The sequence below is a fragment of the Angustibacter speluncae genome (assembly GCF_054777815.1).
In genome coordinates this window covers 1-18,926 of record NZ_BAAHAF010000020.1, presented here as the reverse complement: position 1 = coordinate 18,926, position 18,926 = coordinate 1, and the positions used below count along the sequence as shown (strand labels likewise).

Genomic DNA, 18,926 nt, shown 5'->3' with positions numbered 1-18,926 from the left:
CGACCACCACCGCGAGCAGCAGGGACGGCAGCACGACCACGGCCGTCTCGAGCAGCGTCGACGCGACCACCTGGGGCCAGGACGCGCCGCGGGCCCGCAGCAGCGCGGTGTGGCCCGCCCGCCGCTGCACGAGCAGCGACGACACGACGAGCACCGCGGTCAGCGAGACCAGCGCGACGAGCAGCAGCACCACGCGCCCGGTGGCGCCGGCGGCACCGGCCTCCCGCACGACCGCGGTCAGCTCCTCGTCCAGGGCCGTGCTGGTGCGGGCGGCCGGCAGCCTCGGGTCGCGGTCGATCGTCGCGACCGCGGCGCGGGTGGCGGCCGGGAGCCGCCGGGCGGTGTCGAGGTCGAGGTCGGCGGGGCGGGGCGCGGTCCACCAGGTGCGCACGGCCGGCCCGAGCAGGGCCGGGTCGGCGGGGACGAGGGGGCCGACGGCGCTGGTGCTCTGCCGGCCGGTGAGCAGCAGCGGCTCGCCGCCCACCAGGGCCTCCGCGTCGTCCACGACCCGCCAGGTGCCGGTGACGAGCACCTCGACCGGCGCGCCGTCCTCGTCCTCGACCTGCACCCGGTCGCCGGCGCCGACGCCGAGCGCGGCGGCGGCGTCGGCCTGCAGGGACGCCTCGTCCGGCCCCTGCGGCCAGTCGCCGTCGACCAGGCCGGCCAGGTCGTCGAGGTCCTGCGCCGCGAGCAGCACGAGCGAGGTGGCGCCCTCGGCGACCGGTGCGACGACCGGCCGCTGGCTGCGCGCCGCCGCGGTCGTGGTGACCGGGAGGTCGCCGTAGGCGCGGCGCAGGTCGTCGCGGACGGCGTCGTCGAGCTCGCCGCCGGCGAGGTCGTCGACCTCCTGCTCGCCGGGCACCTGCACCGTCAGGGAGGCGCGGTCGGGCGGGAGCTGGGCGACCCGGGTGCGCACGGCCCCGTCGCGGGTCTGCTCGTCCAGGCTGACCAGCCCCGCGACGCCACCGGCGACGAGCGCGAGCAGCAGCGCGGACACGACCGACAGGGCGAGGTCGTCGCGCAGGCGTGCGGCAGCCAGCTGCCGTGCGTCCACGCCCACCTCCCGCTCCGCCGTCCGCCGTCCCGGTGAGGACGTGGCGCGGGGGCCGCGGGGTTGTCAGCCGGCCCTCGGCGCACTCAGAGCCGGTCGGCGAGCTTGCGGCAGGCGATCTGCACCGGGTCCCACACCGGGGAGAAGGGCGGCGCGTAGGCGAGGTCGAGCATCGCGACCTCGCCCGGGGTGAGCCGGGTGTGCAGCGCGGTGGCGGCGACGTCGACCCGCTTGCCGGCGCCGCGTCCGCCCACGACCTGGCAGCCGAGCAGGCGGCCGCTCACCCGGTCGCCCAGCACCCACACCGTGATCGGGGCGGCGCCGGGCATGTAGCCCGAGATCGTCGTCGACTCCAGGGTGACCTCGACCGGCTCGAAGCCGGCCGCGCGCGCCTCGTCCGGCTGCAGCCCGGTGCGACCGACCTCGAGCTCGCCGACCCGGGTGATCGCGGTGCCGACCGCGCCGGGGAAGCGGGCGTCCCCGCCGCCGAGGTTGGTGCCGGCCACCCGGCCGGCGCGGTTCGCGTGCGTGCCGAGCGGGACGAACCGGTGCTCGCCCGTCACGACGTCGCGGACGGCCGCGCAGTCGCCGGCCGCCCACACGCCGTCGGCCACCTGCTGGCGGTCGTCGGGGACGAGGGCGTCGCGCAGGGCGTCGCCTCCCAGGGGCAGGCCGGCGTCGCGGGCGAGGCCCGTGCGCGGCGTCACGCCGGTGCCGACGACCACGACGTCGGCCTCGATCCGCTCGCCGCCCGCGAGCGCGACCTGACGGCCGTCGGCCGTGCGCTCGAGCCCGTCGACCTGCAGGTGGGTGAGCACGCGGACGCCCTCGCGCTCGAGCCCCGCCCGGGCCAGGTCGGCGAGCGCCGGCACCAGCGAGGCGGTCATCAGGTGCTCGCCGCGGGTGAGCAGGGTGGTGCGCAGGCCGCGCCGCGCCAGCGACTCGGCCGCCTCGACGCCGATGTAGCCGCCGCCGACCACGAGCGCGCTGGACGGGCGGTCGGCGAGCAGGCCGCGGACGGCGGCGCCGTCGTCGAGCGTGTGCAGCACGTGCACGGTGGGCGGCCTGACGGCGCGCTCGGCCCAGGCGGGCACGACCGGTTCGGCACCCGTCGCGAGCAGCACGTCGTCGAACCCGACCTCGACGTCGCGCCCGGCGTCGAGGTCGCGGGCGACGACGACGCCGCGGTCGAGGCCGATCCCCTCGACGCGGTGGCGCAGGCGCAGGTCGACGCCGGCGGCCCGGTGCTGCTCGGCCGTGCGCGCGACCAGGTCGTCGCCGGACCCGACGTCGCCCGCGACCCAGTACGGGATGCCGCACGCGCTGTAGGACGTGTGGTCGGTGGCCTCGAGCGCGACCACCTCGAGGTCGCGCCCGGACGCCTTCGCGGTGCGGATCGCCTGGTGCGCCGCCGACATCCCCGCCGCGTCACCGCCGACGACGACGAGGCGGCTCACGGGACGTCGGCCGGCGTCGCCTCGTGACCCGGGCGCCCGGGGGTGATCTCGTCCGCCTTCATCTCCGCCTCGAACACGTGCCGCCGTCCGCCCACGAGCGCCTCGCGCACCTCGCGCTCGAGCCGGCGGAAGTCGGTCCAGTAGCCGTCGTCGTACTCCTCGACGACCTGGAACGTCCAGCGCCCGGCGACGACGTTGCGTCCGACCAGCTCGGTGCGCAGCCGCCCGGCGAGGTCGGTGTGCCCGGCCTCCTCGAGCTTGTCGCACGCCTCCTGCAGCGTGAGGTCGGCGGTGCCGCTGCGGCGGTGCAGGGCGTACAGCAGTCCGCGCACCTCCTCGACCACCTCGAGCGCCTCGCTCAGCTTGCCGACGGCCTCGACCGTCGCGTCGTCGACCCCGTCGGGACGGCGGGCCAGCCCCTGCGCGCGGTCGCCCGCGACCCCCTCGGACAGCTCTCCCGCGACGTCCCCGGCGTGCTCGTGCGTCTGGCTCATGGCGCCATCGTGCCGCCGCCGGCGGCGGGACGCTGCCCGAAGCGCCACCGGCGCACCCACGCGTGCAGCGCGATCGCCGCTGCCGCACCGGCGTTCAGCGACCGCGTCGACCCGAACTGCGCGATGTGCAGGACGCCGTCGCAGGCGGCGACCGCCTCGGGCGTCAGCCCCGCACCCTCCTGACCGAGCAGCAGGACGCACCGCTCCGGCAGGTCGGCGGTCTCGAGCGGCACGGCGCCCTCGACGTTGTCGAGCCCGAGCACCGGCACGCCCTCGGCGTCGGCCCACGCGCGCAGCGCCGCGGCGTCCGGGTGGTGGTGCACGTGCAGGTACCGGTCGGTGACCATCGCCCCGCGCCGGTTCCACCGGCGGTTGCCGACGACGTGCACGCCGGCCGCGTTGACGGCGTTCGCCGTCCGCACGACCGACCCGATGTTCAGGTCGTGGCGCCAGTTCTCGATCGCGACGTGCACGCCCGCCCGCCGGGTGTCGAGGTCGGCGACGACCGCCTCGACGGTCCAGTACCGGTAGCGGTCGACGACGTTGCGCCGGTCGCCGTCGCGCAGCAGCGCGGGGTCGTAGCGCGGGTCGTCCGGCCAGGGGCCGGGCCACGGCCCGACCCCGACCTCGCGCTCCGGCTCGTCCACGAGGGCCGAGGCTAGTGCCGCGCCCCCGTACCCTGGACGCCGTGGACGCCCCCCTCGCCGCCTCGCTCGTGCAGGCCGTGCCGATGCTCGGACCGAGCTGGCTCGACCCCGAGTACCTCATCAACGACGTGTTCGGACCCTGGGCGCTCGCGGGCACGGCGGCGATCATCTTCATCGAGACGGGCCTGCTGTTCCCGTTCCTGCCCGGCGACTCCCTGCTGTTCACGGCGGGGCTGATGACCGCCGGCGGTGTCATCGCCCAGCCGCTGTGGCTCGTCTGCCTCGTGCTGTTCGCGGCCGCGCTCGCCGGCGACCAGGTCGGCTACGCGATCGGCCGGTACGCCGGGCCGAGGATCTTCAAGCGCGAGGACTCGCGGATCTTCAAGCAGTCCTACATCGACCAGACCTACGCGTTCTTCGACAAGTACGGCGGCCGGGCGATCGTGCTGGCGCGGTTCGTCCCGATCGTGCGCACCTACATCCCGGTGGCCGCCGGCGTCGGGCACATGCAGTACCGGCACTTCCTGAAGTACAACGCGATCGGCGCGTTCCTGTGGGGCGTGTGCGTCACCGTGCTCGGCTACTTCCTCGGGCAGCTGACCTTCGTCAAGGACAACATCGAGATCATCCTGATCGGCATCGTGGGGCTCTCGCTCGTCCCGGTGGCGTTCGAGATCTGGCGCGCCCGGCGCGCGCCGCGCGACGAGCGCTACGACGAGGACCACGAGCGCGAGGCGGTCACGAAGGCCGTCCGCCGCGACGAGGCCTGAGGACGACGGGCGCGGTCGGCCGGGTCCGCTCGGGTAGGTTGCGGGAGCCACACGCCACCGGGAGGGGACCACGATGAGCACGCCGAACGACCCGTACGGGCAGCAGCCGCAGCAGGGCTACGGGCAGGCCCCGTCCTACGGGCAGCAGCCGCAGCAGGGGTACGGCCAGGCGCCGGCGTACGGCCAGCAGCAGTACGGCGCGGCTCCCGCGTACGGGTCGGCCCCGCAGGCCGGCGGTTACGGCGCGGCTCCCGGCCCGGTGTCGCGTCCCAGCACCGTGCAGTACGCGGTCTACCTGATGTACGCGGGCGCGGCCCTCGCGATCGTGCAGATGCTGCTCGCGTTCGTCCTGATCGGGCAGACGCGCCTGCTGGTCGAGGAGGAGCTCGCCAGCCAGGGCCTGAGCGGCAGCGACATCCCCTCCGGCGCGGTCGACACCGCCATCACGTTCGGGATCGTCGTCGGCGTGATCTCGGGGGTGGTCGGTGCCAGTCTGTGGATCCTCAACGCGGTGTTCTGCGGGCGCGGTGCCAACTGGTCGCGCATCTTCGGCACCGTGCTGGCCGGTCTCTACGTCATCAGCTTCCTGATCTCGCTCACCTCCGCCGCCCCGGCCGTCACCCGGGTCGTCAGCGTGCTGTCGCTCCTGGTCGCGATCGCCGCGGTGGTGCTGCTCTGGCAGCGTCCGTCGAACCTGTTCTTCCAGCAGGCCGGCGCCGCCCGCGCCGCCCGCTGACGACCTGACGGGTCGCCCCCGTGGGCGAGTGGTGGAACGGTCTGCTCGACCCGCAGCTCGACACCATGGGGGCGACGGCGGTCTACGTCGTCCTGTTCGGCTTCGTCTTCGTCGAGACGGGGATCCTGGTCGGCTTCTTCCTGCCCGGCGACTCCATCCTGTTCACCGCCGGCCTGCTGTCGGCCGAGCCGAGCACCGCGCTGTCGTTCCCGGTGCTCGTCGTCGGCGTCACCGTGGCGGCGGTGGCCGGCGACACCGTCGGGTACTGGACGGGGGCGCGCCTCGGCCGGCCCTGGCTCGACGGGTGGGCCGGGCGCCGCGGCGCGAAGGTGCAGGAGCGGCTGCGCGAGGCCGAGGCGTTCTACGAGCGCTGGGGCCAGTGGGCCGTCGTGGTCTGCCGGTTCATCCCGTGGGTGCGCACGTTCACGCCGATCCTCGCGGGCGTCGCGCGGATGCCGTACCGCAAGTTCCTCGTCGCCAACGTCGCCGGTGCCCTGGTCTGGGGCGCGGGCCTGGTCACGCTGGGGCACCTCGCGTACTCGGTGCCGTGGTTGCGCACCGCCGCGTACGCCGTCGCGGCCGTCGCGGTGGTGGGTTCGTTCGTCGCGATGGGCGTGGCGCTCGTGCGGTCGCGCCGCCGGCGTCAGCCGAGGCCGAGCTCGTCCAGCCCGAAGACGTAGTGGTACGACAGGCCCTCGGCCTCGACCTTCTCGCGCGCGCCGGTCGCGCGGTCGACGATGACGGCGACGCCGCGCAGGTCGGCACCGGCCTCGCGCAGCGCCTCGACGGCGGTGAGCACCGAGCCGCCGGTGGTCGAGGTGTCCTCGACGGCGACGACCGGGCGTCCGGGCACGTCCGGCCCCTCGATGCGGCGCTGCAGGCCGTGCGCCTTGCCCTCCTTGCGGACGACGAACGCGTCGACGGCCCGGCCCTGCGCGGCGGCGGCGTGCAGGACCGCGGTGGCAACGGGGTCGGCGCCGAGGGTGAGCCCGCCGACCGCCTCGAACTCGAGCCCCGCGCGGTCGAGCACGTCGAGCAGCACCCGTCCGACGAGCGGGGACGCCTCGTGGTGCAGCGTGATGCGGCGCAGGTCGACGTAGTACTGCGCGGTGGCGCCGCTGGAGAGGGTGACCTCGCCGTGCACGACGGCGAGCTCCTTGATCAGCTCGAGCAGGCGGGCGCGGTCAGCGGCGATGTCGGTCACGGACCCCGAGCCTAACGACCCGGTGTGCACAGGCGGGGGTGTCGGTGGCTCCCGCGGCCTCGTGGGCTGGTCCGGGTGCGTCGACTCCTCGTCGTGTGCACAGGTTCAGCCGCGGCGGCGGGCCCCCACGCCGCGCGAGCCGCGCCGCACCAGCCCGGACGGCGCGTGCTTGAGCACGTGCCGCACCGCCTTGTAGCGGGCCGACGGGACGCTCACCACCACGCCGCGGCGCAGGTCCTTCAGGGCGGCGTCGACCAGGTCGTCGACATCGAGCCAGGCGAGGTCGGGCATCCCCGTCATCTTCATGCCGCCGCGCTGGTGGAACTCGGTGCGGGTGAAGCCCGGGCACATCGCCTGGACGCGGACGCCGGTGCCCTCGAGCTCGGCCGACAGCGCCTGGCTGAACGTGGTGACCCAGGCCTTGGCGGCCGAGTACGAGCCCATCGCCGCGAAGCCCGCGACCGACGAGACGTTCACGACCGCGCCGTGACCCCGCTCGCGCATCGCGTTCGCGGCCGCGTGCGAGAGCACCAGCACCGCCGTGCACAGCACGGCCAGCATGCGCTCCTCGTCGCGCACGTCGCTGCGGGTGAAGGGGGTGCGGATGCCGAAGCCGGCGTTGTTCACCAGCAGGTCGACGGGTCGGTCGGCGTCGCGCAGCCGCTCGGCCACCCGCTCGACCTGGTCGCGGTCGGACAGGTCGGCCGGGAGCACCTCGACCTCGACGCCGAGCGCGCGCAGCTCCTCGGCGCGCTCCCCCAGCCGGTCGACGTCGCGGGCCACGAGCACCAGTTCGTGGCCCTGCTCGGCCAGCTTGCGGGCGTACGTCCAGCCGATGCCGGCGGTGGCGCCGGTGACGAGTGCGGTGGTCATGGCCGCAGCCTCCCACGCGCGCGGACGCGCCTCTCGCTCGCTACGGTCGGCGGGTGCGCATCGCCACCCACAACGTCAACTCGATCCGGTCGCGCGTCGACCGCGTCGTCGCCTGGCTCGAGCGGGTGCAGCCCGACGTGGTCGCCCTGCAGGAGACCAAGTGCCGCGACGACCAGCTGCCGCGAGAGCGGTTCGAGGAGCTGGGGTACGAGGTGGCGCACCACGGGTTGAACCAGTGGAACGGGGTCGCGGTGCTCTCGCGGGTCGGCCTCGAGGACGTCGAGATCGGGTTCCCCGGCCAGCCCACCTGGGGCGAGCCCGAACCCGTGGCCGAGGCGCGCGCGATCGGCGCCACCTGCGGCGGCGTGCGCGTGTGGTCGGTGTACGTGCCGAACGGTCGCCAGATCGGCGACCCGCACATGGAGTACAAGCTGCAGTGGCTGCACGCGCTCGCGGCGCACGGCCGCGACCGGCTCGCCGCCGACCCCGACCTGCAGATGGCGTTCTGCGGCGACTGGAACGTCGCGCCGTTCGACGAGGACGTCTGGAGCCCCGAGTTCTACGCCGACAAGTCGCACACCTCGCCCGAGGAGCGGGCCGGTTTCGGCGCGGTGGTCGACGCCGGGTACGCCGACGTGGTGCGGCCCTTCGCCCCCGGACCCGGCGTCTACACGTACTGGGACTACCAGCGGCTGCGCTTCGCCCGCCGCGAGGGTATGCGCATCGACTTCGTGCTGGCGTCACCCGCTCTCGCGCAGCGCGTCTCGGCGGCGGCGATCGACCGCGAGGAGCGCAAGGGCAAGGGCTCGAGCGACCACGCGCCCGTCGTCGTCGACCTGGACTGACGCCGTGCTCCCCCCGCGACGCCGAGCGCGCCCGCGTGACGACGCGAACCGGCGGACGGTGCGCACCGACGACGGTGCCGTCCTGAACGTGGTGGTCGACGGCCCCGACCCTGCTCGAGCCACCGCCACGGTGCTGCTCGTGCACGGCTGGACCCTCACCCACCACACCTGGGACCACGTGGTCGAGCGGTTGCGTGCGGAGCGTCCCGAGGTGGCGTTGGTCCGCTTCGACCTGCGCGAGCACGGGCGGTCCACGTCCGGCCGCGCCGGTCTGACCCCGAGCGTGCGGCGCCTGGGCGACGACGTCGCCACCGTCCTGCGCGCCGTGCGGCCGGGAGGCCCGGTCGTCCTCGTCGGGCACTCGATGGGGGCGATGTCGTTGCTGGCGTGGGCGGGTCGCCACTTCGACGAGACCCTCTTGACCGCAGCCGGTTTCGTGCTCGTGTCGACGGCCGCCCGTCTCGGACGCACCACGTCGCGCGCGCTGCCGCTCGCGATGCGCGTGGTGGGTCGCGTCCCGTCGCGGGTGCGGGTGCCGCGCCTGCCCGGCTCGGTGCGGCGCAGCAGGGCGTGGGGGCCGACCGCCGACCCCGCGCTGGTCCGCAGCTCCGGCCGCACCGAGGGCTGGGTGCGGGCCCGTTCGATCGGCGCCTGGTACGGCGCCCTGGTGGAGCACGACGAGCGGGAGGCCCTGCGGCACCTGGCGTCCCACCGGGTGAGCGTCGTGGTCGGCGAGCACGACCGGCTGACCCCGCCGGTGCTGTCCGAGCGCCTCGCCGGTGCCGTCCCCGGGTCGCGCCTGGTGCGCGTCAACGACGCCGGCCACATGCTCCCCGTCGAGCGCCCCGACGTCGTCGTCGCCGAGGTCCTCGCCCTCCTCACTTCCTGACCTCTGCCCGTTTCGCTAGTTCAGTGTCGGAAGTGACACCGAGGTGGTGCGACGACACGTGTGACACGCCAGCTCGCCTCGTCCAGTGGTCGGCTGGGCCTGGTCGCGCGTCGCGTCGTCCACAGGCCCCCGACCCTGACCGCCGTCCACAGATCGCGTTCGCGACGACTCCCGCCCGGTGCTCCGGGGACGACGCTGCGCGGCATGGATCTCCCCACCGACCTGCTCGCCGTCGCGACGCTTCAGGGCGGCGTGCTCACCACCGGCCAGGCGCTCGCGCACGGGCTCACCGGCCGTGACGTCGGCCGGCTCCGGGCCGGTGGTCGCCTCGTCCGGATCCGTTGGGGCGCCTACGCGCTCCGACAGAGCTGGGACGGGTGGGACGCCCGGGACCGGCACCGCGCACTCGCCCGCGCGGTCTCGCTGCAGCTGACGACGCCCCACACGTTCAGCCACCTCACGGCCGCCGTCCTGCACGACCTGCCGCTGCACCGCGTCCGGCTGGAGGAGGTGCACGTGACGCGCGCGGCCGGCACCGGGCGCACGCGGCACCAGGCCGGCGTCTGGCACCACGACGGCCCGCAACCGGCGCAGGTGCTGGTCGACGGCTTGCCGGTGACGGAGCTGGTCCGCACCGTGTTCGACACCGCGCGCGTGAGCAGGTTCGACAGCGCGGTGGTCACGATGGACGCCGCGCTGCGTCGAGGGGCGTCGCGGCTCGAGCTCGGTCGGCTGCTCGACGACACCGAGCGCTGGCCCGGGTCCGCCCAGGCGCGTCGTGCCCTCACCGTCGCGGACCACCGGGCGGAGTCACCCGGAGAGACGCTCTCGCGACTGGCGTTCGCGGCGGTCGGGCTGCCCGCGTCCACCTTGCAGCTCGAGCTCACGACGGACGCCGGTGACGTCCGCACCGACTTCGGGTAGCCCGAGCGGGGCGTGGTCGGGGAGTTCGACGGGCGGATCAAGTACGGGCGCCTGCTGAAGGAGGGCGAGACCACCGAGACGGTGCTCGTCCGAGAGCGCCAACGCGAGCAGGCGATCGAGCGCGCCGGCTGGGGCGTCGTCCGGTTCACCTGGGCCGAGGTGCACGACCTGCCCCTCGTGCGCGCCAGGCTGGTCGAGGCCTTCGCCCTCGCCCGAGCGGGACGACACCGCGCCGGCTGAGCACTGCACGAGGCAACCTGGCGTGTCACACGTGTCGCGGCAACACTTCGGTGTCACTTCCGACACTGAACTAGCGAAACGGGCCAGGGGACGGGGCGTCAGGCCTGCTCGGGGCGGCCGAAGAGCCAGCCCTGGCCGAGGTCGCAGCCGAGGCCGACGAGGGTGTCGCGCTGCTCGGCCGACTCGACGCCCTCGGCGACGACCACGAGGCCCAGGGCGTGGGCCATCGTGATGATCGCGTGCATCGTGGCGCGGGCCTGCTCGCCGGGGCCCGACAGCGCGGCGACGAACCGGCGGTCGACCTTGAGCACGTCGACCTCGAAGGTCTGCAGGTACGACAGGGCCGAGTAGCCGGTGCCGAAGTCGTCGATGCAGACCGTGAGCCCCATCGCCCGCAGCTCGCGCAGGGCGGCGAGGGTGCCGCCGTCGGCGTCGTCGAGCAGGCACGACTCGGTGATCTCGAGAGCCACGCGGTGCGGGTCGGTGCCGTGCCGCTCGAGCGCCTCGCGCAGCCGCGGCGAGAAGTCCGGACGCTCCAGGGTGCGGCCCGAGACGTTGACGGCCACCCGCAGCGTCGGCTCGGCGAGCAGGCGCGGGTCGTGCTCGAGGTGGTCGAGGACGGCGCCGATCATCCAGTGGTCGATCTCGGCGACCAGGCCGGTCTCCTCGGCGACCGGGACGAAGCGCTCGGGCTCGAGCACGCCGAGCTCGGGGTCGTCGAGGCGCACCAGCGCCTCGAAGCCGGTGAGGGCGCCGGTGGCGAGGTCCTGGATGGGCTGCAGGTGCAGGCGCAGCCACCCGCCGGCGAGGCCGTCGCGGAGCCGCTGCTCGTCGCGCAGCCGCTGCTCGGCCCGCTCGTGCAGGTCGTCGTCGCAGACGACGAACTGGTTGCGGCCGAGCTCCTTGGCCCGGTAGAGCGCGAGGTCGGCGTCGCGCAGCAGGTCGAGGCGGGTCGAGCCGGCGTCCGGGACGACGGCCACGCCGACGCTGGCGCTGCTGACGAGCCGGTGGCCGGACGCGAGGTCGTACGGGCGGTTCAGCTCGGCGACGAGCCCCTCGGCCACCTCCTCGGCCCGTGAGGCGGTGTCGCCCTGGAGCAGCACGACGAACTCGTCGCCGCCGAGCCGGGCGACCAGCGCGCCCTCGGGCGCCGTGGTGCGCAGCCGCTCGGCCGCCCCGATCAGCAGCAGGTCGCCGACCTGGTGCCCGACGCTGTCGTTGACGGTCTTGAACCGGTCGAGGTCGACCATGAGCAGCGCGAGCGGGCGCACGCCGGTGGCGAGCGCCTGGTCGATGCGCACGGTGACCATGGCGCGGTTGGCCAGGCCCGTGACGGCGTCGGTGAGCGCGATCCGCTCGAGCGCCCGCTGCTGCTGGAACTGCGCGGTCACGTCGAGCACGTGCACGACGAGGAAGGGCTCGGCCGCGGTCGAGTCGAGCACCGGGACGACGGTGATCCAGACGTGCACGACCTGGCCGTCGGCGCGGCGCAGCCGGCGCACCAGCCGGTCGCCCTCGACGCCGGCGAGCCGCAGCCGGCTGGCGTCGAGGGAGTGCTCGGCGCCCTCGTCCGCGCAGACCAGCACGGTCTCGACCTGGCCGCCGATCGCCTCGACCGGACGCTGCACCATCTCGGCCAGGCCGTTGTTGACCCGCAGCACCCGCCCGGTCGAGCCCTCGGCCACGGACACCACGAGCATCCCGTAGGGCGCGCCGTCGAAGGCGAGCTCGAAGTGCCGGCGGGCGTCGGCCGCGCGCCGCACCGTCCGCTCGTGCTCGGTGACGTCGAGCACGGCGGCGCGCAGCAGCGTCAGCCCGCCGTCGTCGTCGCGGTCCTCGTCGGTCCAGACCTGCACGACGCGCTCGTCGCCGTCCGGGCGGCGCAGCCGCGCCCGTACGAGCCGCCGCATCCGCCCGACGAGGTCCTCGTCGAGGTCGAGCAGGTGGGCGTCCTCGGGGTGCAGGACGGCGCGGAACCCCGCGAACGTGATCCGCGGGCCGAGCGGGTCGAGCCCGGCGATGCGGTACATCTCGTCGGACCAGGTGATCTCGCCCGTCGCGGGCGACAGCGTGATCCAGGCCAGCCCGGCCACCTGCTGCGCGGCGTGCAGCTGGTCGGCCTCCTCGCGCCGCACCTGCTCGAGGTGGTGCTCGGCGGTGACGTCGCGGACGCGGGTGACGACGGCGTCGGCGTGGCCGGTGAGCGGGTCGGGCACCGGGTAGGCGCTGACCACCACCCAGCGGGTCGGGTCGCCGGTGGTGGCGCCACCGTCGGCGGGAACCATCCGCATCCGCTCGCCGACGACCGCCTCGCCGTGCCGGTACGCGCGCCAGGTGGGCATGTCCTCGGGTGCCCGCAGGGTGCCGTCCTCGTCGAGCCAGCTCCAGTCGCGCAGGCTGATCGGCCGGCCCTCCGTGCGGTGCGGGCTCGCGGCGAGCGAGTGCTCGAGCACCTCGCTCACCAGCACGACCCGCTGCTCGGGCCCGCGCGTCACGATCACGCCCTCGTCGACCGAGCTGACCAGGGCCCAGCGCAGCAGGTCGTCGTCACCGGGGGCGCCCGCCAGCTCGAGCCGGTAGGAGGCGACCTGGCACACCAGCTGCACCAGCTCGAGGTCGACCGCCGAGAACCGGGCCCCGTCGGGCGCGTCGAGGTGCACGACGACGGCACCGCCGGCCTGCACCAGCACGGGAACCACGAGCTCGCGCCCCTCGGCGACCAGCGCCGGGCTGCCGGTGCGGGCCGCCTCGCGGCACGCGGGGTGGGCGTCCGGGTCGACGTCGACGAAGACGGCGCGGCCGTCGGCAGCGCCGACGAGCTCGCCGCTGCGGTCGACGGTCTCGACGAGCAGGGCGGTCAGGGGCGCGCGACGGACAGCGCGCTGCGCACGCTGCACGCGCACCAGGTCGGCGAGGGCGAGCACCCGTCCGCCAGGTGCAGCCTCGCTGATCCGGTGATCCACGACCCGCCTCTCGACATCGCCCATGATGCTCGCCCACGGTGAGCGTGCCAACCCGGCGATGGGCCGTTCGGGGGCGTGGCGGTTGCACCGTCGGGGATCTCGGGTACGCAGCGTCGACGGGCCGGCCTCCGACCGGCCCTCGGGCCGGTCAGCCCCAGGCGGGTGCGGGACGCCCGAACAGCCAGCCCTGGGCGCTGTCACAGCCCATGCCGCGCAGCACGTCGGCCTGCTCCTCGGTCTCGACGCCCTCGGCGGTGACCTTCATCCCGTGGGCGTGCGCGAGCTGGATGATCGCCCGGATCGTGGCCTCGGCGACGCCACCGCGCTGGTCGAGGTCGGCGACGAAGGCGCGGTCGATCTTCAGCTTGTGCATGCGGAAGCGGGTCAGGTACGCCAGCGCCGAGTACCCCGTCCCGAAGTCGTCGATCGCGAGGTGCGCGCCGAGCCCGGTGAGCTCGCCCAGCAGGCGGTGCAGCGCGGGGTCGTCGGCGAGCAGGCCGCTCTCGGTCACCTCGAGCAGCAGCCGCGACCCCGGCACCCCCGACGCGTGCAGCAGCGAGCGCAGGTAGCCGGCGAGGTCGCCCTGGGCGAGCGTGCGGCTCGACAGGTTGACCGCGATCCGCACGGACGGGTCGTGGCGGGCCAGCGGGTGCTCCGCGGCGACCCGCAGCGCCTCGGCGAGGACGAACCGGTCGACCTCGGCGATCAGGCCGCTCTCCTCGGCGACGTCGATGAAGCGGGCGGGCGGCAGCAGGCCCTCGACGGGGTCCTCCAGCCGCACCAGCGCCTCGAGCGCCACCAGGCCGCCGTCGACGAGGGACACGATCGGCTGCAGGTGCACGCGCAGGTGCCCGCGGTCGAGCGCCTCGCGCAGCCGGGCCTCGGTGCGCACGCGGTCCTCGATGGCGTCCAGCAGGTCGGCGTCGCAGACGGCGAACCGGTTCCGGCCGCCGTCCTTGGCCGCGTAGAGGGCGAGGTCGGCCTGGCGCAGCAGGTTCTCGCCGCCGGGACCGACGCGGCCGCCGAGCGCGATGCCGACGCTGCCGGTCGTCTCGATCCGGTGCCCGGACTCGAGGTGGTACGGCCGGGCGACCGCCTCGAGCACCTCCTCGGCGACCCGCTGGGGGTAGTCGGCGGAGTCGACGTCGACCAGCAGCACGACGAACTCGTCGCCGCCGAGCCGGGCCACCCGCCACCCGCGCTCGCGCCCGCGGGCGAGCCGCTCGGCGACCTGCTGCAGCAGCTGGTCGCCGACGTCGTGGCCGAGGGAGTCGTTGACGTTCTTGAACCGGTCGAGGTCGAGCATGAGCAGCGCCACGCGTTCCGCCGGACCGGCGGTCGCCATCTCGAGCCAGGCGGCGAGCTGGACGCGGTTGGCGAGCCCCGTCATCGAGTCGGTCATCGCCATGTGCTCGAGCGTGCGCTGGTGGTCCTGCTGCTGGGTGACGTCGACGACGTGGGTGAGGACGGTCGGGTGCTCGCCGGCGCTCAGCGCGGTCGAGCTGACGTAGACGTCGCGCTGCGTGCCGTCCGGACGCTGCAGCCGGCGGTGGGCGGTGCCGCTGTCGTTGCCGGACGCCGCGACCCGCGCGAGCGTCGCGTAGCTCGCCTCCCGGTCGGAGCGGACCAGGAAGTCCTGCGCGACGCGGCCGACGACCCGGTCGGTCGGGAGGCCGAGCAGGTCGCACATCGCCCGGTTCGCCCGGACGATCTCGCCCTGGCGCCCGTCCTCGGCGCTCACCACGACCATGCCGGACGGCGCGTGCTCGAACGCGGCGCGGAACAGCTGCTCGCTGCGCTCGACCTCGTCGTGCGCGCGGCGGCGCTCGGTGAGGTCGAGCACGTGCAGCAGCAGCACCGCGTCGGCCCCCTGGCCCGAGACGCTGCTGGTGACCAGCGCCGGGAAGGTGGTGCCGTCGCGGCGCACGAGCACCGTCTCCATCTGCAGGCTCTCGACCTCGCCGGAGACGACGCGGCCGAGCAGGGCGCGGTCGCGGACCACCAGCGAGGGGTCCGACCACGACTCGGCGCGGGCCAGCAGGTCGGCCTCGTCGAGGTGGCCCAGCGCCGTGACGAGCGCGTCGTTGGCGCGCACCAGCGTCGGCTCCCGGCCGGGGGCGACGTCGATCAGGCCCATCCCGATCGGGGAGTTGTCGAAGGCGAGCCGGAAGCGCTGGTCGCGGCGACCGAGCGCGGCGACCGCGGCCTCGCGGTCGGTGACGTCGAGGCTGGCGCCGTAGATGCGCCGCAGCCGGCCGTCCGGGCCGTGCTCGCGGTCCGACCAGGACTGGACGACGCGCACCTCGCCGTCGGGCCGCACCAGGCGGAACACCTCGTTGCGGGAGTGCGGCCGGGTGGCGTCGTCGTCGGCCGAGGGCTCCGGCGCGCCGCCGGACTCGAACGACTCGGGACGGTCGTCCGGGTGCATCAGCGCGAGGAAGCCCGCGCCGGACGGCGGGTCGGCGGACGGGTCGAGCCCGGCGATCTCGAACATCTGCTCGGACCAGCCGTGGGTGTCGGTGACGGCGTCGTAGGACCACCAGGCCAGGCCGGACACGTGCTGCGCCGCACGCAGCCGCTCCTTGCTGGTCTCGAGCTGCTCGCGGTCGCGCCGCTCGTCGGTGACGTCGCGCAGCCGGGTCACCACCGAGAGCACCCGGTGCGAGAGCGGGTCGCGCACCGGCAGGGCGGTGACGCTGAACCACCGGCCGCCGCCGTCCGGGCCGCCGAGGCGCAGCACGACGTCGTGCACGCCCCTGCCGGTGCGCCACGCGACCGCGGTCGGCTGGTCGCGCTGCGGCATGAGCCGCCCGTCCAGGCCGTAGATCGTCCACGGGACGTCGCGCAGGGCGGTGCCGGGCTCGGGCACGTCGCCGGACCCCATCCGCCGGAACGCGTGGTTGGCGTGCAGCAGCTCGAGCTCGTCGCCGCGGGTGACCAGGACGCCCTCGTCGAGCGCGTCCAGGACGGTGCGGTGCAGCTCGGCCGCGCCGTACTCGTCGACCAGCTGAGCGAGCCGGTCCGAGGCGGTGCCGCAGGTGAGCTCGGCGGTCGCGAGGTCCTCGGCGTCGAACCGGTGCGTCTCGCGGGCCAGCACCGAGACGACGCCGACCACCTCGCCGCTGCGCACCAGCGGCACGTTGAGCGAGGAGCCCACGCCGAACCGGGCGTTGCGGGCCGGGTCGGACCGGGTGTCGGTGGCGCCGTCGAGGCACAGCCGGCTCTCGCCCGTGAGCAGGGTGAGGCCGGCGAGCGTGCCCTGGAGCGGGACCTTGTGGCCGGGGAACGGTGCGCCGTCCCAGACCGTGCCGCACACCTCGCGCGCGACCAGCGAGGTGCCCTCGTCGTCCGAGGTCGACACGCAGACCAGGTCGGCGCCGCACAGCTCGAGCACCTGCTGCGCCGTGACGCGCAGCACGTCCGCCAGGCCCGCGGCGCGGATGCGCTGCTGCGCGCGGGTGAGGCGGACCACCGGCACCGCCGCGCGCGCGGGCGGGGCCGGCCCGGTCAGCGGGACGGAGGACACCTACGGCGCATCGGCACCGTTCCCGTCGACCTTGACCTCCGTGGTCGCCAGGCCGTCCAGCACGACGTCGCCGTCCGAGGCCGGGACGACGGCCAGGCCGTCGCCGGTGCGCTCGACCCGCACGGCGTCGCCGTCGCGCACCTCGCCGGACAGCAGCGCCCGGGCCAGCCGGTCGCCGATCTGGGTCTGCACCAGCCGGCGCAGCGGGCGCGCCCCGTACGCGGGGTCGAACCCCTCGGACGCGAGCCAGCCGCGCGCTTCGTCCGAGACGGTGAGCGTGAGCCGGCGCTGGGCGAGGCGCTCCGCCAGCCGGTCGACCTGGATGCGGACGATCTCGGCGAGCTGCTCGCGGCTGAGCGGGTCGAAGACCACGACGTCGTCGAGCCGGTTGAGGAACTCGGGCTTGAACGCCGCCCGCACCGCGGCCATCACGTTCTCGTGCTGCACCTCGCGGCTGAGCGTGGGGTCGACCAGGTGGGTGGAGCCCAGGTTGGAGGTGAGCACCAGGATGACGTTGCGGAAGTCGACGGTGCGGCCCTGGCCGTCGGTGAGCCGGCCGTCGTCGAGCACCTGCAGCAGGATGTCGAAGACGTCCGGGTGCGCCTTCTCGACCTCGTCGAGCAGCACGACGCTGTAGGGACGGCGGCGTACCGCCTCGGTGAGCTGCCCGCCCTCGTCGTACCCGACGTAGCCGGGCGGGGCGCCGACGAGCCGCGACACCGAGTGCTTCTCGCTGTACTCGCTCATGTCGACCCGGACGATCGCCCGGTCGTCGTCGAACAGGAAGTCGGCCAGGGCCTTGGCCAGCTCGGTCTTGCCGACGCCGGTGGGGCCGAGGAACAGGAACGAGCCCACCGGGCGGTCGGGGTCGCTGATGCCGGCGCGGGCGCGGCGGACGGCGTCGCTGACGGCGCGGACGGCCTCGTGCTGGCCGATCAGCCGCTCGCCGAGCACGTCCTCCATTCGCAGCAGCTTGGCCTGCTCGCCCTCGAGCAGCCGTCCGGCCGGGATGCCCGTCCAGGCGGCGACGACGTCGGCGACGTCGTCCGGACCGACCCGGTCGGAGACCATCGGCCCCTCGGCGGCGGCCACCTGCTCGGCCGCCTCGGCCTCGGCCAGCTCCTTCTCGATCTGCGGGATCCGGCCGTAGAGCAGCTCGCTCGCGGGGCCGAGGTCGCCCTGGCGCTGGAGCCGCTCGGCCTGGCCGCGCAGCTCGTCGAGCTGCTGGCGCAGGTCGCCGGCGCGGTTCAGGCTCGCCTTCTCCTGCTCCCACCGGGCGTTGAGCGCCGACAGCTGCTCCTGGGTGTCGGCGAGGTCGGACCGCAGCCGCTCGAGCCGCTCGCGGCTCGCCGCGTCGTCGGCCTTGGACAGCGCGAGCTCCTCCATCCGCATCCGGTCGGCCGCGCGCTGGAGCTCGTCGATCTCGACCGGGGACGAGTCGATCTCCATCCGGAGCCGGGACGCCGCCTCGTCGACCAGGTCGATCGCCTTGTCGGGGAGCTGGCGGCCGGAGATGTACCGGTCGGACAGCGTGGCGGCGGCGACGAGTGCCGCGTCGGTGATCTCGACCTTGTGGTGCGCCTCGTAGCGCTCCTTGAGGCCGCGCAGGATGGCGACGGTGTCGGTGACGCTGGGCTCGCCGACGAACACCTGCTGGAAGCGGCGCTCGAGCGCGGGGTCCTTCTCGATCCGCTCGCGGTACTCGTCGAGCGTCGTCGCGCCGACCATCCGGAGCTGGCCGCGGGCCAGCATCGGCTTCAGCATGTTGCCGGCGTCCATCGCGCCCTCGCCGCCGGCGCCCGCACCGACGACCGTGTGCAGCTCGTCGATGAACGTGACGACCTGGCCGTCGCTGCCCTGGATCTCGGCCAGGACGGCCTTGAGCCGCTCCTCGAACTCGCCGCGGTACTTCGCCCCGGCGACCATGCCCGCGAGGTCGAGCGAGACGAGCCGCTTGCCGCGCAGCGAGTCGGGCACGTCGCCGGCGACGATGCGCTGCGCCAGCCCCTCGACGACGGCGGTCTTGCCGACGCCGGGCTCGCCGATGAGCACGGGGTTGTTCTTGGTGCGACGGCTCAGCACCTGCACGACGCGGCGGATCTCGGCGTCGCGGCCGATGACGGGGTCGAGCCGGCCCTCGCGCGCCTGCGCGGTGAGGTCGATGCCGTACTTCTCCAGGGCGTTGAACGTGCCCTCCGGGTCGGCGCTGTCGACCTTGGCCGCGCCGCGCACCTGCGGCAGCGACTCGCGCAGCGCGTCGGCCGTCACGCCGCCGACCGCCGCGACCTTGAGGCCGGCGAACGCGCG

16 protein-coding genes are annotated in these 18,926 nt (G+C 74.9%); 7 read left to right on the top strand and 9 right to left on the bottom strand.

The features are described from left to right. The 4 genes from ACYVKY_RS02365 to ACYVKY_RS02350 form a co-directional block, all read right to left on the bottom strand. Positions 1-1,054, bottom strand: a 1,054-nt coding sequence (locus ACYVKY_RS02365; protein ID WP_460433388.1) for a hypothetical protein, incomplete at its 3' end; no start/stop codon positions are given. Positions 1,055-1,137: 83 nt separating this feature from the next. Further along, positions 1,138-2,508: an NAD(P)/FAD-dependent oxidoreductase gene (locus tag ACYVKY_RS02360; protein ID WP_460433387.1), complete on the bottom strand. Its 1,371-nt coding sequence runs from the start codon at positions 2,506-2,508 to the stop codon at positions 1,138-1,140. Beyond that, positions 2,505-3,002 carry a hypothetical protein gene (locus ACYVKY_RS02355; RefSeq protein ID WP_460433386.1) on the bottom strand — a complete coding sequence of 166 codons (498 nt, stop codon included), beginning with the start codon at positions 3,000-3,002 and terminating at the stop codon, positions 2,505-2,507. The genes ACYVKY_RS02360 and ACYVKY_RS02355 overlap by 4 nt, the downstream gene beginning before the upstream one ends. Then, a complete protein-coding gene (locus ACYVKY_RS02350) occupies positions 2,999-3,649 on the bottom strand; it encodes an RNA methyltransferase (protein ID WP_460433385.1) in 651 nt (216 codons plus the stop codon). The genes ACYVKY_RS02355 and ACYVKY_RS02350 overlap by 4 nt, the downstream gene beginning before the upstream one ends. Before the next feature lie 83 nt (positions 3,650-3,732). Between ACYVKY_RS02350 and ACYVKY_RS02345 the strand changes: the two genes are divergently transcribed. From ACYVKY_RS02345 to ACYVKY_RS02335, 3 genes are all read left to right on the top strand, one after another. After that, positions 3,733-4,419 (top strand): VTT domain-containing protein, encoded by a 687-nt coding sequence (locus tag ACYVKY_RS02345; RefSeq protein ID WP_460433389.1) that lies wholly within the window; start codon positions 3,733-3,735, stop codon positions 4,417-4,419. 73 nt (positions 4,420-4,492) lie between these two features. After that, on the top strand, positions 4,493-5,155 hold the full coding sequence (locus tag ACYVKY_RS02340) for a hypothetical protein (RefSeq protein WP_460433384.1): 663 nt from the start codon (positions 4,493-4,495) through the stop codon (positions 5,153-5,155). A 20-nt stretch (positions 5,156-5,175) separates the two neighbouring features. Next, positions 5,176-5,835 carry a DedA family protein gene (locus tag ACYVKY_RS02335; protein ID WP_460433383.1) on the top strand — a complete coding sequence of 220 codons (660 nt, stop codon included), beginning with the start codon at positions 5,176-5,178 and terminating at the stop codon, positions 5,833-5,835. On the opposite strand, the gene pyrE is transcribed toward ACYVKY_RS02335, so the two are convergent. Both pyrE and ACYVKY_RS02325 read right to left on the bottom strand, forming a co-directional pair. Beyond that, positions 5,799-6,359 (bottom strand): orotate phosphoribosyltransferase, encoded by a 561-nt coding sequence (gene pyrE, locus ACYVKY_RS02330; RefSeq protein ID WP_460433382.1) that lies wholly within the window; start codon positions 6,357-6,359, stop codon positions 5,799-5,801. The genes ACYVKY_RS02335 and pyrE overlap by 37 nt on opposite strands. A 105-nt stretch (positions 6,360-6,464) precedes the next feature. Then, on the bottom strand, positions 6,465-7,232 hold the full coding sequence (locus tag ACYVKY_RS02325; protein WP_460433381.1) for an SDR family NAD(P)-dependent oxidoreductase: 768 nt from the start codon (positions 7,230-7,232) through the stop codon (positions 6,465-6,467). Between the two features lie 53 nt (positions 7,233-7,285). On the opposite strand from ACYVKY_RS02325, the gene ACYVKY_RS02320 reads away from it, so the two are divergent. From ACYVKY_RS02320 to ACYVKY_RS02305, 4 genes are all read left to right on the top strand, one after another. Next, on the top strand, positions 7,286-8,077 hold the full coding sequence (locus ACYVKY_RS02320) for an exodeoxyribonuclease III (RefSeq protein WP_460433380.1): 792 nt from the start codon (positions 7,286-7,288) through the stop codon (positions 8,075-8,077). A 58-nt stretch (positions 8,078-8,135) separates the two neighbouring features. Then, positions 8,136-8,966: an alpha/beta fold hydrolase gene (locus tag ACYVKY_RS02315; RefSeq protein ID WP_460433379.1), complete on the top strand. Its 831-nt coding sequence runs from the start codon at positions 8,136-8,138 to the stop codon at positions 8,964-8,966. Between the two features lie 204 nt (positions 8,967-9,170). Next, positions 9,171-9,890, top strand: a complete 720-nt coding sequence (locus ACYVKY_RS02310) for a hypothetical protein (protein WP_460433378.1) — start codon at positions 9,171-9,173, stop codon at positions 9,888-9,890. A 12-nt stretch (positions 9,891-9,902) separates the two neighbouring features. Next, positions 9,903-10,130 carry a hypothetical protein gene (locus ACYVKY_RS02305; RefSeq protein ID WP_460433377.1) on the top strand — a complete coding sequence of 76 codons (228 nt, stop codon included), beginning with the start codon at positions 9,903-9,905 and terminating at the stop codon, positions 10,128-10,130. A 98-nt stretch (positions 10,131-10,228) separates the two neighbouring features. Here the strand turns inward: ACYVKY_RS02305 and ACYVKY_RS02300 are convergent, their stop codons facing one another. The 3 genes from ACYVKY_RS02300 to ACYVKY_RS02290 form a co-directional block, all read right to left on the bottom strand. Then, positions 10,229-13,093, bottom strand: coding sequence for a sensor domain-containing protein (locus ACYVKY_RS02300; RefSeq protein ID WP_460433376.1), 2,865 nt, complete (start codon positions 13,091-13,093; stop codon positions 10,229-10,231). A gap of 148 nt (positions 13,094-13,241) precedes the next feature. Beyond that, positions 13,242-16,619, bottom strand: a complete 3,378-nt coding sequence (locus ACYVKY_RS02295) for an EAL domain-containing protein (RefSeq protein WP_460433375.1) — start codon at positions 16,617-16,619, stop codon at positions 13,242-13,244. After that, the coding region (locus ACYVKY_RS02290; protein WP_460433374.1) for an ATP-dependent Clp protease ATP-binding subunit at positions 16,620-18,926 on the bottom strand (2,307 nt) is incomplete at its 5' end.